General features: G+C 44.4%; 12 protein-coding genes and 1 pseudogene. 10 read left to right on the top strand and 3 right to left on the bottom strand.

What is annotated here, in order from left to right; all coding sequences use genetic code 11:
- Positions 1-246: 246 nt before the first annotated feature.
- The 9 genes and pseudogenes from MKMG_RS08420 to MKMG_RS08380 all read left to right on the top strand — a co-directional run bounded on the left by MKMG_RS08420 (position 247) and on the right by MKMG_RS08380 (position 9,989).
- Positions 247-1,329 carry a DUF354 domain-containing protein gene (locus MKMG_RS08420; RefSeq protein ID WP_165077263.1) on the top strand — a complete coding sequence of 361 codons (1,083 nt, stop codon included), beginning with the start codon at positions 247-249 and terminating at the stop codon, positions 1,327-1,329.
- A gap of 71 nt (positions 1,330-1,400) precedes the next feature.
- Positions 1,401-2,954: a polysaccharide deacetylase family protein gene (locus MKMG_RS08415; protein WP_165077262.1), complete on the top strand. Its 1,554-nt coding sequence runs from the start codon at positions 1,401-1,403 to the stop codon at positions 2,952-2,954.
- Positions 2,951-4,003: a lipid II:glycine glycyltransferase FemX gene (locus MKMG_RS08410; protein ID WP_165077260.1), complete on the top strand. Its 1,053-nt coding sequence runs from the start codon at positions 2,951-2,953 to the stop codon at positions 4,001-4,003. Before MKMG_RS08415 ends, MKMG_RS08410 begins: the two co-directional genes overlap by 4 nt.
- Before the next feature lie 60 nt (positions 4,004-4,063).
- Complete coding sequence (locus MKMG_RS08405) at positions 4,064-5,218, top strand: ATP-grasp domain-containing protein (RefSeq protein WP_165077259.1); 1,155 nt, start codon at positions 4,064-4,066, stop codon at positions 5,216-5,218.
- Between the two features lie 506 nt (positions 5,219-5,724).
- Positions 5,725-5,943: pseudogene (locus MKMG_RS11770) on the top strand (hypothetical protein); the annotation flags it as partial.
- On the top strand, positions 5,943-7,373 hold the full coding sequence (locus tag MKMG_RS08395; protein ID WP_165077256.1) for a lipopolysaccharide biosynthesis protein: 1,431 nt from the start codon (positions 5,943-5,945) through the stop codon (positions 7,371-7,373). The pseudogene MKMG_RS11770 and the gene MKMG_RS08395, both read left to right, overlap by 1 nt.
- 350 nt (positions 7,374-7,723) lie before the next feature.
- Entirely contained in the window at positions 7,724-8,623 is a 900-nt protein-coding gene (locus MKMG_RS08390; protein ID WP_165077254.1) for an exosortase/archaeosortase family protein, read from the top strand.
- 113 nt (positions 8,624-8,736) lie between these two features.
- Positions 8,737-9,417, top strand: a complete 681-nt coding sequence (locus MKMG_RS08385) for a diphthine--ammonia ligase (RefSeq protein WP_165077253.1) — start codon at positions 8,737-8,739, stop codon at positions 9,415-9,417.
- Positions 9,414-9,989, top strand: a complete 576-nt coding sequence (locus MKMG_RS08380) for a type 1 glutamine amidotransferase (RefSeq protein WP_165077251.1) — start codon at positions 9,414-9,416, stop codon at positions 9,987-9,989. Before MKMG_RS08385 ends, MKMG_RS08380 begins: the two co-directional genes overlap by 4 nt.
- A 34-nt stretch (positions 9,990-10,023) precedes the next feature.
- Here the strand turns inward: MKMG_RS08380 and MKMG_RS11690 are convergent, their stop codons facing one another.
- Complete coding sequence (locus MKMG_RS11690; RefSeq protein ID WP_256366076.1) at positions 10,024-10,149, bottom strand: hypothetical protein; 126 nt, start codon at positions 10,147-10,149, stop codon at positions 10,024-10,026.
- On the opposite strand from MKMG_RS11690, the gene MKMG_RS08375 reads away from it, so the two are divergent.
- Positions 10,110-10,451: a DUF134 domain-containing protein gene (locus MKMG_RS08375; protein WP_254059142.1), complete on the top strand. Its 342-nt coding sequence runs from the start codon at positions 10,110-10,112 to the stop codon at positions 10,449-10,451. The two genes, MKMG_RS11690 and MKMG_RS08375, sit on opposite strands and share 40 nt — an antisense overlap.
- 22 nt (positions 10,452-10,473) lie before the next feature.
- Here MKMG_RS08375 and MKMG_RS08370 read toward each other — a convergent pair whose 3' ends face one another.
- Together MKMG_RS08370 and MKMG_RS08365 are read right to left on the bottom strand one after the other, a co-directional pair.
- On the bottom strand, positions 10,474-11,622 hold the full coding sequence (locus MKMG_RS08370; RefSeq protein WP_165077249.1) for a hypothetical protein: 1,149 nt from the start codon (positions 11,620-11,622) through the stop codon (positions 10,474-10,476).
- Between the two features lie 210 nt (positions 11,623-11,832).
- Positions 11,833-12,609 (bottom strand): TRM11 family methyltransferase (locus MKMG_RS08365; protein WP_165077248.1); only part of this gene is annotated, 777 nt, incomplete at its 5' end.

Genomic DNA, 12,609 nt, shown 5'->3' with positions numbered 1-12,609 from the left:
CCGATCTACTTTAACTGTGAATTTATACGGGGTCTTGCACTAACGAGGGGCACTCAGATTGAAGAACGCTATGCAGAAGCTTTTGAGGTGATAAAATGGGTATTACGATAGCAGATCTTCTGCTGATACCGGATGATGTTTTTTCCAAATCTCCGGTGCTGCACAGCTGCCTGCCTGAAGGATGCGGGCCTTTTTGCTTTTCAGGAGTCTTAAAAAAAATAGCGTATGCACAAAACGGGAGGGACGATGAAAATTTTAATTGATATCGGGCATCCTGCACATGTTCACTTCTTTAAGGGGACGATTAAGAACCTGTCGGGCAAGGGCCATGAAATTTTGATTGTGACCAGAAACAAAGAAATGACCGTTGACCTGCTGAAAAAATATGAGTTTGATTATATTAATATTGGTGAACATCAGACGAGCATGGCGGGCAAGGCCTGCGCCCTCTTACAGTTTGATTACCGGATACTTCAGGTAGCAAAAAAATTCAGGCCCGATCTCTTAGTGGCACTGGGCTCCCCCTATCTTGCACATGTCTCCAAAATGATAAGGAAACCATACATATCATTCTGGGATACCGAAGATGCGAATCTGATTATCAGGCTCACATCGCCTTTCACCGATACGATATGTACCCCTTCCTGTTTCCTCAGGGATTTTGGCGAACGTCAGGTGCGGTTTGAAGGATATAAGGAACTCGCATATCTGCATCCTGAAGAGTTCCAGCCGGATATTTCCGTTCTGGATGAACTGAACCTGACAGTGGATGACAGGTTCATCATTGTACGGTTCATATCCTGGGCAGCATCTCATGATGTGGGGTTACAAGGGATTAAAAATCCTGTAGAGGTTGTCAAAACACTGGAAAAATACGGGAGAGTGTTCATCAGTTCTGAGAAGCCCCCTGCACCTGAATTTGAGAAGTATCTCCTCCACATCTCTCCTGAGAAATTTCATTCTCTCTTAGCCTATGCCTCTTTATACATCGGGGAAGGGGGGACAATTACTACTGAAGCAGCAGTTCTTGGGACTCCTGCGATTCATATCGAAGCAAATTCCAAAGGAGAGGCAACGGGAAACTCCAGTGGAAATTTCCTGGAAATACGTGATAAATATGGACTGATGTACTTTTTCCCCGACCAGGATGCCGCTCTGAAAAAAGCAGTTCAGATTCTTGAAAACACCGATTCAAAACAGGAATGGCAGCAAAAAAGAGCACGTCTTCTTGCGGACAAAATTAATGTATCGGCCTGGATGACGGACTTTATCAGTGAGTATCCGGAGAGCTGCCAAAAACATATGACCAGAAGAGACCACAAAAAATGATTTCATTTGCCTGTAATACAGATGATCCGGTTTCCCGGTATGGTATTAATCATTTTATACATACAACCGGATTGTCTGTTCAGCCGACCGGCAGACCGGATTCCGGCGTATGTATCGGGTATGAAGCAGAGGGCAGGGGGCTTTTTTCTGTTGCTGTTGTTCAGAATACCGCTCTTGAAGAGCATGCCGGAGAAATTGCAATACATAATCAGACATATCCTCTGTTTCAGGTTCCCGCTGATACACGTGAAGCCGGTGATACCTGTATTGCAGAATTCAGGTCAGATGACAGGAAATACCCCTGTATATCCGGATCAAAATCAGGGATTGCAATCGGGTTTGATCTGTTCAGATTGACAGGCTCTCTGCTTTCAGGTTATCTGGATAAAACAGAAGTTCGGCATAAGAGTGCACAGAATCAATCTGTTTTTTCACCGCCTCTTGTTGATCTCTATGAGGATATACTATTCAGGGCTATTCTGACGGGGTGCGGTGAAATCGGGATGCCTCTCGTCAGGAAGTCACACTGGCCTTCGGGGAAGGAGTTTGCGGTATGCCTTACGCATGATGTGGATGAATTTACCAAGACCTATCAATGGGTTACACGGCCCATGAGATTCTTAAGAAAAAGGAATTTTTATGGAATAAAAAATCAGATGAAGTCCCTTTCCCGGAGATTCAGGGGGCATGAACCATACTGGACCTTTGAGGAGATGATGCGGAATGAAAAAAAACTGGGTGTTCGTTCGACATACTTTTTCCTGAAAGAGTCCGGGAAAAAAAGTCTGTTCAGGCCGGAATCATGGCATTTATATGGAAGATGTCATTCTCTGCAGAAACCGCGTGTCATCGGATTAATACAGAAGCTTTCCGAAGACGGGCATGAAATTGGTGTGCACGGATCAACATTTTCACATAACAATCCCACGCTTCTCAATCAGGAAAAAAAAGAAATCGAAGAACTGCTGGGCCAAAATGTCACAGGAATCCGGCAGCATCGCCTGAACCTGACCATTCCTGACACATGGGAATATCAGTCAGAAGCCGGATTTTTATACGATACCTCTCTGGGCTATAAGGCAGCTGACGGAAGAGGTTTCAGATGGGGCACATGTCTTCCCTTTCATCCGCATGCTGCAACAGGCATGCTTCCGCTGCTTGAAATTCCCCTCTCACTGATGGATATTACTCTTCAGGATGAAGAGAATGGATGGAACGTATGCAGTAGTGCAATTGAACAGGTCAGAAATATGGGTGGTCTCCTGACACTGCTCTGGCATCCGGCTGTATTCAATGATCTGGAATACCCCGGACTCGGTGACTGGTACTGGAGAATAATTCAGAGATGTAAGGAAGATGATGCATGGCTGACAACCGGTCAGGAGATCGCTTCATGGTGGCAGGCACGTGAGGCGACTGCATTTGACTGGCGGTATACTGAAGATGAACTGTCGGTTACCGGTGATTTCAGCGGGGGGGGTTCTTTTGATGTGTACGTTCCGGAACATAAAACTGCGGAGCTTATTTCAGAAAATGCAACCCTTGCTGAGGTTAAAAAAGATCACTATCTGTTGTGTCCCGATGGAGATGATGTGTCAAATGAAATTCTGGTGCGATTACGATGAATGTGGAATTATACACTGCGGATAGAAATGATTCCGGTGAATGGGACAGAATTGTCCATGAATCTTCCCATGGCACCATCTTTCATACCCGGGACTGGCTGGACATTGCAGCTGCACACAGTGGATTTACGCTGCATCCGCTCATGGGATCTGTTAATGATGAACCGGTTGGTCTCTTCCCTCTCTTCCGGAAAAAAATATTTGGTATAAACCTGGTTGTATCTCCTCCGCCTCACACGGCTCTGCTGTACCTTGGGCCTGTAGTTCGGTTTAGTGCAGTTCAGCAGCAAAACAAGAGAGAGAGTCTGTATGTCTCATTTCTGGATGCCGTAAATGACTACATTAAACGGGAACTGAAGGCACAATACGTGCAGATATTTCTGCCACCTCAATTATCCGATCCCCGTCCTTTTACATGGTCCGGGTATACCGTTAAACCGGAATATAGTTATGTGACAGATTTGAGTAATGGTGCTGAACATCTCTTCCAAAGTCTTCCGAAAAAGAAGCGGCAGGACATTAACCGGGCACAGAAACGCGGACTCACGGTTGAAACGGGTGGTAAAAATGAGCTTGAAGCAGTATATAATCTGATGGTTGACCGCTACAGAGAACAGGGACGAAGAGTACGTGTTCCAATTGATTACTTATTTGAAATATATGCTGCATACCCTGAGAACCTGAAGATATTTGTTGCCAGATATGAAGGAGATATAGTGACCGGTTTGATCGACATTCTGTATGAGAATACTCTTTTCAGCTGGATTGGGAACCCCAAACCACTGAAAAACATATCCCCGTCTCCCAATGATCTTCTCCTGTGGGAGGAGATTCAATATTGCTGTGAACAGGGTTTAACATCATATGTTACCATGGGGGCGGCCGGAGATGAGCGTCTGCATACCTATTACTCTTCGAAATTCAATCCTCATCTTGATATCCGGTTTTCAGCGAAAAAATGCTCATCTGTTGTGGGGTGTATAGAATCGGCATATGCCAATGTCTATAAGCCGGTTACGTCATCATTAAAAAGACAGGGTTTTTCCTGAGAGTATATTTATATTGCATATTGCCATAATTGACTTTGTTCCGGGGAGGTGTTTGATAGTATGAATGCAGTTGTGCCAACGGGTGTTGAAGACCACATTGGTCTTGCAGTTGTACGCTCTCTCGGAATGAATAACATACCGACAACCGTCGTTTCAAATGATAAAAAAGCTCTGCCATTTTATTCCAGATACTGCTATAAAAAACGAATTACAGAATATAATGAAGCATTTCTTTCAGAATTAACAGAATATGATATTATCATGCCAAACGGGGAGGATGAAATGCTCTTTTTTGCAAAGAATGCCCCATTGTATGACTATACTATTGCCTATCCTGACATTTCAACGCTTGAGACCATCATTGATAAGTCCCGGATGATGCGATTTGCCACCACCCATGGGATTCCTGTGCCAGAGACCTATTTTATCAATAGTCCCGGTGATCTTCATGAAATCCACAGTAGTCTGAAATATCCGGTCATTATAAAACCAAACCAGGAAAAAGGAGGACGGGGAATTGTACGGGTAGATGGTCCTGACACGTTAGAGGAGATGTATGCATATAATCTGCATCATTACGGTCCTTCAATTATACAGGAATACATTCCTTTCAAAAAACGGTATTCTTCTGCGGCATTAATTGATAAAGATTATGAAATCCAGAGAATCTGCATCATACAGGAGAACAGGACATATCCACTTCATAGCGGGCCTGGCTGTTTTGTCGAGACAGTAAAAAACAGGGAGATTATGGATCTGACAGTAGATATACTGGAAGCGGTGGACATCTGGGGTATCGCCGAACTTGATTTTGTGATCGACGAACGTGACGGAACACCTAAATTTTTGGAAATAAATCCCCGTTTCTGGGGTTCAGTCCAGTGTGCCATCTCTGCAGGGGTTGATTTCCCTTTTTTGCTGCATGAAATAGTTACTGACAATACGATTTCCGTATCTTATGAATATAAAGCAGGAATAAAGAGCAGAAATGTAATCAGTAATGATCTGCGTCATCTGCTGGCAGTTCTCAGAGGCAGCAGTCCGTTTACCTGCAAACTGAAAACCGTGATTGATTTTATGAAATTTTATCAGGATGATGCTTATTTTATCTTTTCTTTATCAGATATGAAGCCATTTCTTTCGTTATTCGAATATTATCTGTTAAAAAAGGCGAATCGGGTTCGTTTGAATATGTCAGAGGAGGTATCTAAATGATGGTTAATCAGAGGGTGCCTGATAACAGGTGGTTCTGTTTACATATTGCTGGTAACAATTCTGAAAGAATTACGGGTGCCATGTTGCATTATAATGTGAGACTGGTTGGGCGCCGGAGTTCAGTGTCGGAATAAAAATTGTGTATCTGATGTAAAGGGGGGAGAGTATTGCAGCATATCGGGGAAATCTACGAGCGGATTCGGTTCAGCCTTCTTGTTAAAGGATTTCTTCATATTCTTGCAATGAATGTCCCCAATGACAGGTTACGGAATACATTCTACCGGTGGCGGGGGACAAAAATCGGAGATCATGTTGGAATTGGGCATGGGGTTTTCATTGAGGAGTCCCGACCGTATCTCATAGAAATTGAGGACGGAGTAAATATTGGTCCACGGGTGGTAATTGTGGCCCATGATTCAAGCTATCACTGCATTAACCCTGAATATCCTATTATTTTTGGACGGGTAACAATCCGGAAGAACGGCTACATCGGGGCGAAGGCTGTCATCCTCCCGGGCATTACCATCGGGGAAGGCTCCATTGTCGCAGCTGGTGCTGTGGTTACAAAGGATGTTGCACCGGGCATTATTGTGGCTGGAGTCCCGGCGAAATCAATAACCACCGTTGAAGAAGCGATGAACCGGTTTACTGACCTTGATGCATTGCATAAAGAGATGGAATCGGTGATATCCTGCACTCCCGTTTCGGAAAATGAGGAGATCTGATGGATCGGAATCTTTCATTTTATGCACTGTTTTATGTTGGTTCGCTTGTCCTCATGAGGTTGTGCGGGATGATTGCGAAAATTATCCTTGCACGTGCGATAACCCCCTTTGAATATGGCATCATCATGCTGATTGTGATCACCCTTCCTGCTATCCTTCAGCTGGGAACAAATTTTTGTTTCTTTGATATTCTGGGTCATGCAGGTGAAGGACGAAAATATTTTGGTTTTTCACTGATTTACGGGATCGCTGCAACGGGTGTTGTCGGACTTATTTTCTTTACCTTTCCGGTTCAGATCTGCAATTTTCTGAATTTACCTGTTGATATGTGGCCGTTTCTTTTTTCCGTATTAATTCTGGTATTACTTTCGGTCACGTTAAGTGTGGATATCATGGGATTATTACGGGGAAAGAAAAACCATTCATTTGCAGCTGCGATTTCCACCGCCCCGGGTGTTTTACGACTGGTTTTGGTATTTTTGGCAGTCACTGTTCTGGGAATCAGTCAATTTGATGAAATTTTTATTATTTTTGCCCTGCCACCGTTCCTTGTCCTTCTTGCAGTTATTTTCAGGAAGGGGAAAACTATTATTGGTTCCATTCACTCATTTCAGATTCCTTCCCGGAAAATGCTGACCTTTGGTTTTTCAGTTTATGTTATTGGCATATGGGTTACATTATGCCAAAATCTGAATAAAATAGTTATCAGCCATGATCTTGGTATTGAATTTCAGGCATTCTTCGATGTTTCACTCACACTGGCAGCTGTAATCACGTTTTTTTCATCGGCATTATATCTGATATCAGTCCCCGAATCAACAGGTACAGAGGATAAATCCCGCCTCCTGAATCGTCCGGGGGGACTTGGAGAAATTGGCAGACTTCTTTTTGCCATGACAATGTTTTGTGTGCTCATTCTCTTCTTTTATGCGAAGGATTTGATTGAGCTGTTATTTTCTGCTGATTATTCGCCTGCGGGTGATTACATCCTTCTCATTGCAATTGGATACGTATTCATCTTTATTCAGCAGTTTATCGCATATGTGAATGTTTCATTTCACGAAAAATCGACGAAACCATTTGTTCTCATTACAGTTATCAGTTTATTGGTTTTTCCTCTTTTTAGTCATTTTATGATTATGTCTTTTGGATTTCTGGGAGCATACCTGGCTTTTATTATCGTGCTTGTTCTGTATTGTATTGCGACAATTTATGTGTCGCAGGATATCGAACCTCTCCGTGTACTCTTCCACGGGGTTGCGTATCTGATTATTTCATTTGTCGCAGTTTTTCTTGTCCTGTTTATGGGTGATTTTTCCGTATTTCCAGGAATCATTCTGTCATCATTCATGTATGCTGGTTTGATTTTTGCGACCGGTTATCTGGATGTTTCCATTGTTCGGGACTTTATTGGCAGAACGAAAAAATAATGGCAGAAATGAATGAATGGAGATCATGTTCTTTAGCATCTCCCGTCCCATCGTTATTTTGCATCGATGGTGTGCACTGGCTGATAATGAAAATAGATTTGTTGTTGCCCCTGAATTCCCCTTGGACTGCCGTATATCCGCCGATAATCACAGGGTTGGCATTCTTTGCATATTTATTCCGGACAAGGGGTAGATACAAGTATCAGGGCACCAATAATGGGTGAGACGGACAGTAAAATATCAGGTGATGAGACAGGTGAAAATGTCCATACCGATGAAACTGATATATATGGTGTGGGATATTCTAAAACTTTGACTACAACATTGTGATGACACCGGAGAAAAACAGCATGGACAATAATCCTGTCAATACCATCACTCCGCAAAAGGCTGCGAAGATCTGGGTAATTCTTACGATAAGCGTCCTTGCGATTTTTTTTATATTCACATCTCATTCCTACTCAAAGGTCGATGCAATCAGCATCTGGATACTGACCTGCATCTCAATGATCTATTTTTCTCATAAAACCCAAAAAATACTTGATAAAAGAGAACAGATTCTTGTGGTTTTGGCAGGAATCGGAGTCTGCATATTCAGTTTTTTAAATATCCCCCTTGGTCTTGGCAACCCTCCGTTTTCAATTGGTGAATTTTCACTGCTTTTGTCAGGAGTCAGTATTGTAGTGTTTGGACTGCTTACTTTTAAAACACTGATTCTTCCGGTATTGTTTCCGGTAATTGCTGTTCTTGGATTTGAATTATACGAACTTTTTATTCGGCATGAGGACTGGTTGATTGCGCCCCTTATTCCCCCGACAATCACCCTGACCACCGGTATCATCCGCCTGATGGGAATAGATTCTGAAGTGAACGGGAATATCATATCGTTCTTATCCATTTCAGGTGAAGAGATCAGGCTTGCAGTGGTATCGGACTGTACCGGCATCTGGTCGCTTGGGACGTTCACCGTTGCATCCATCATTGTGCTGTCAACATTTCCGGAGGCGATATCAAAGCGGGGGGCCCTGCTGATACTGGTTGGATACGTCGGAACCTATGCATCAAATATCGGAAGAATTGCAATCATTTCACTGAGTGGATATATCTATGGACCCCAAGGGGTCATTGAGCAGGTGCATGTTCATACGGGCTGGATTTTATTTTCTCTCTGGATGGTGGTATTCTGGTATTACTTTTTCACCCGCCATCTGGGATTTTCACTGGTGGGCAAAAAAAAACAGACTGAATAACTGCCTGCACAGAATTATGCCTTTCACCTTTATATCCATTCACGGAGAGATTATTCTTAGTAATATCAGGAGTACCTGATATATGAAAATATACAGGATGTTGATACAGAAATATGAAACTTGGTGTACTTTTTTCCGGCGGCAAAGACTCAGTATATGCCACATACCTGGCGATGCAGAAAGAAGAGGTCTCCTGTCTTATTTCACTTGTATCTGAAAATTGTGAGAGTTACATGTTCCATACGCCGAATATTCATCTCACGTCACTACAGGCAGAGGCAATGGGCATTCCCATACTGGAATATACCACAAAGGGGATTGAAGAAGAGGAACTGGAAGACCTGAAACAGGCAATCTCCCTTGCTGTGGAGCAATATGACATTGAGGGCATTGTAACAGGGGCCGTTCTCTCCGTATACCAGGCCAGCCGTATTCAGAAAATTTGTGATGCCCTCAGTCTCTGGTGTTACAATCCGCTCTGGCACATCGACCAGGACCGGTATATGCAGTCTCTGATTGATGAGGGTTTTGAAGTCATTATATCCGGTGTATTCTCCGCTCCCTTTGACGAAACCTGGCTGGGAAGGCGTATCGACAATGAAGCGCTCCGGCTGTTGCGGCTCTATGCAGCAAAATATAGCATCACCCTCACCGGAGAGGGCGGTGAACTTGAAACCCTGGTGACTGACGCACCGTTCTTTAAGAAAAAAATAGTTGTGCTCACATCAGAGTCGGTATATGCAAATTACAATGGCCGGTATCATATACAAACAGCAGAGGTGAGAGATAAATGATACTTCTCGTAGACCTCTGCTATCGTCCGGGTTCTCTTGGTGAAGCTGAATTTGTGCGCCCGATTGCAGATATTGTACAGGCATGTGGATACCGGTCTGAAATCTGTCATTTTACCGAATGGGAGCGTGTGAATAAAGATGGCACTGAGGCAGTGATCCTCTGCGGGACACCGCTTAAAGACAATCTCTTTGCCGAAATGACAGAATGTTTTGCCTGGATTCGGGAATCACCAGTGCCTGTCCTTGGAATCTGTGCCGGTATGCAGGCAGTAGTTCTTGCGTATGGCGGCAGTATTGAAGAAAATCCTGAAATCGGCATGATTACTGTCCGGTGCAGGGTATCCGGTGATCCAATATTCCGTGACAACGAATGGACAGCATATGGCCTGCACCGGTTCGGCACCGTCCCCGGAAATGAATTTATTGTTCTCGCAGAATCAGATGCCTGTATTCAGGCAGTGCGTCATCATACAGACCCGGTCTACGGGGTCCAGTTTCATCCGGAGGTGCGTAACACCTGGGTAGTGGAACGGTTTCTGTCTACTCTTGTCAGCCATGACAAAACCCGGTGAAGAGATACAAAATTACGTATGCATAAATAATCTGTCAATAGAAGAACCTGTATACATATGAGAGGCTGTAATACCGGGGGAGAAAAACCTGCCCGGCGAGGGAGGCCCCGTAAAAAAAGACTGCTGGATACGGATTCACGCTACCGCTGTTTTCAGCCATGCTGCCATCCTGATACCGAGGGGAGAGTGAATATGCTTGAACCTGAAGAGTTTGAGGCCCTCCGGCTGGTTGATTTGCTGGATTATGACCAGGAAACTGCGGCCGGACAGATGGGTATTTCCAGAAAAACCCTGTGGCGTGATCTTCATGAAGCTCGCAGAAAGGTTGTTGAAGCCCTCGTTGTAGGCAAACGGCTTGAGATGGCAGGCTGCGCTGATTCAGAAACTACAGATTGCTGCTGCAAAAATCCGGAGTGCAGGTATGCAGCAGATACGCCCGGTGAACGGCAGACCGAACTGTAAATACCATTTTTCCGGGGGTGTGTCAGGCCCGTGTCAGGAATAGATCTGCATATTTCCGGCAGACCTTTCCTCCGAGCGTTGGCTTAAGTGACTCCAGCCAGAGGAAAAATCCCGTCATCTGGGGAGTCCGTTTACTTTCAACACGGAAGCCGCCGGATTTCCGAACAACGACTTTCAGATATTCCTTTTTATTTCGTGACCGGAGGTATATGACCGGCTCAAATTCCGGAATATCCAGTGCAATAATTATTTTTGAAAATTCTTTGCTGATTTTTTCCTGATCATACTGTGTTCCTTTTATGACCAGTGTTTTTCCTTTCCAGAGTTCCTGTGATCCCGGTTCATGGATGGCACCCAGAAGCAGTTTTTTGGCAAGAGGCGGGAGTTCATCTTTCTCATGAAACTCTTCTTTCTTCTGTCTGCCTGTAGTAATTTCCGAAAGAATCCTGTCCCTTCGGTAATCATGAATTTGTTTGTAGTCAAAGGGTCGCCGTGGCTGAAGATCTTTTACGTCAATGAGTTTTGCGTGCTTCAGTGGTTTGCGCGGAATACCTCTTGTTGAACTGCTGCTCAGAAGATGTTTCAGCGTCTCACATGACTTTGTTACAATCAGCACGCTCTCCGTTTCGCGCATCAGTCTTTTAACGACAGAGGAACGCGATATGTCAACAGATGAAAAAAGAACAAACGGTACGGTAATCTGTCCATATAGGTAGCCAAGAAGTTTCTTTTTATAGTGAACCTCTTCTCTGAGTTCTTTTAATTCAGTCCCTGATGTGACAACCTCTGCAAATCCGATCTTTCCGTCTCCTCCGACAAAGAGCATGTCCACTTCAGCAATGTCCTGGCCATTGCCGCGGATATTAATATCCCCCCTGTTAGAAAAATACAGGCCGTTTTGGCCAAATCTTGTAGGAATTGAAGGGAAGGGGGCATCTGCTCCTTTCCGGACGATATGCTGAATATTGCCGGAGCTGTGTGAGAATTCCAGCAGCATTTCATACATCAGTGATTCATACCATCGCCCTTCTGCTGCACGCATGGTTGAAATGTCATCTGAAAAGAGCTGTTTCTTTTCGATTTTTTTCAGATGCCTGATTGCCTGCCTCGCAATCGCTTTATTTGGATTACAGGATCTGAAGGATTCCTTTATCCACCTGAGAGTATTCATGTGTTAACCTTTTTTGCCCAGGCAATGCGGAATACAGTATAATGATATTGATATTATTATCCGTGTTGCCTGCAATTACTTTCAACCGGATACTATATTATAGTGGCGAACGTTATTTTTTGAACCGATGACAAAAATAAAACGAAATATCTGGTTATATTAAGATACAAATCCTTATCTGAAGATTTTTTTGATTATAGTATTCCGGGATTATTTTAGAATCAAAATCTGTCGTGTCAGACTTTTGTGTATTCGCTGGTAAAACTTCCTGACAACAGTAAATTCCTTTTCTGCAAGCGGCTGAATATCCACATGTGTCACAATGACACATCGCCCGCCCGGTTTGACAATTCTGCGTATCTCATGCAGTGAATCCGAGTAGAGCCGGTCCATTGATTCTGCCATGATACATACGGAATGTCCATACGGAAGGTCAGTTACGACTGAATCAACGGAGTTGTCACCCAGAGGAAGTGCCGTTGCATCCGCAAGGAAGAGATCGGTGCCCGGCAGGTTTTGGCGACATCCGGCAATCATCATCGGGTCCATATCGCTTCCGATAATCTCCATACCGCAGAGTTTCGCCTCCAGAAGGACTCCTCCTGTTCCGCAGAAGGGGTCACAGATGACGTCACCCTTTCCTGCCTGCGAAAGGTTCACCAGCGTGCGGGCGGTGATTGGCATCATCACACCGGGGTGAAAGAACGGCCTGCGCATTGGATTTCTGTACTGGTAACTCCCTCTGTCGATATGCAGAATGACCCGCCCGAAATAACATGTGCTGCCGGCGATAATCGCCCGGAATTCTGTCTCCGGTGCATCCAGTGAGACAGGCCCGTCTATATTCGAGCCTATCAGCTTCTCAAGTGAAAGCTGTGACAGCGTTGCAGGGGCATCCTCCATCTTCCGTACGCGTGCGGCAAATGTCCGTTCGGTGGTAATGGAGAGTGCCTGAAGCATGGCGGTGATGCTGGCTTCATCCGCATC

Origin of the sequence: Methanogenium sp. MK-MG, assembly GCF_009914725.1 — an archaeon.
Taxonomy (GTDB): Archaea; Halobacteriota; Methanomicrobia; order Methanomicrobiales; family Methanomicrobiaceae; genus Methanogenium.
Note: the sequence above shows the minus strand (reverse complement) of the source record. Positions and strands in the feature narration are given on the sequence as shown.

Excerpts from the sequence above, each read along its gene's own strand:
- MKMG_RS08390 (WP_165077254.1), top strand. The coding sequence starts at position 7,724 with ATGGACAATAATCCTGTCAATACCATCACTCCGCAAAAGGCTGCGAAG.
- MKMG_RS08405 (WP_165077259.1), top strand. The coding sequence starts at position 4,064 with ATGAATGCAGTTGTGCCAACGGGTGTTGAAGACCACATTGGTCTTGCA.
- MKMG_RS11690 (WP_256366076.1), bottom strand. The coding sequence starts at position 10,149 with ATGGCTGAAAACAGCGGTAGCGTGAATCCGTATCCAGCAGTCTTTTTT.
- MKMG_RS08395 (WP_165077256.1), top strand. The coding sequence starts at position 5,943 with ATGGATCGGAATCTTTCATTTTATGCACTGTTTTATGTTGGTTCGCTT.
- MKMG_RS08420 (WP_165077263.1), top strand. The coding sequence starts at position 247 with ATGAAAATTTTAATTGATATCGGGCATCCTGCACATGTTCACTTCTTT.
- MKMG_RS08380 (WP_165077251.1), top strand. The coding sequence starts at position 9,414 with ATGATACTTCTCGTAGACCTCTGCTATCGTCCGGGTTCTCTTGGTGAA.
- MKMG_RS08370 (WP_165077249.1), bottom strand. The coding sequence starts at position 11,622 with ATGAATACTCTCAGGTGGATAAAGGAATCCTTCAGATCCTGTAATCCA.
- MKMG_RS08410 (WP_165077260.1), top strand. The coding sequence starts at position 2,951 with ATGAATGTGGAATTATACACTGCGGATAGAAATGATTCCGGTGAATGG.
- MKMG_RS08385 (WP_165077253.1), top strand. The coding sequence starts at position 8,737 with ATGAAACTTGGTGTACTTTTTTCCGGCGGCAAAGACTCAGTATATGCC.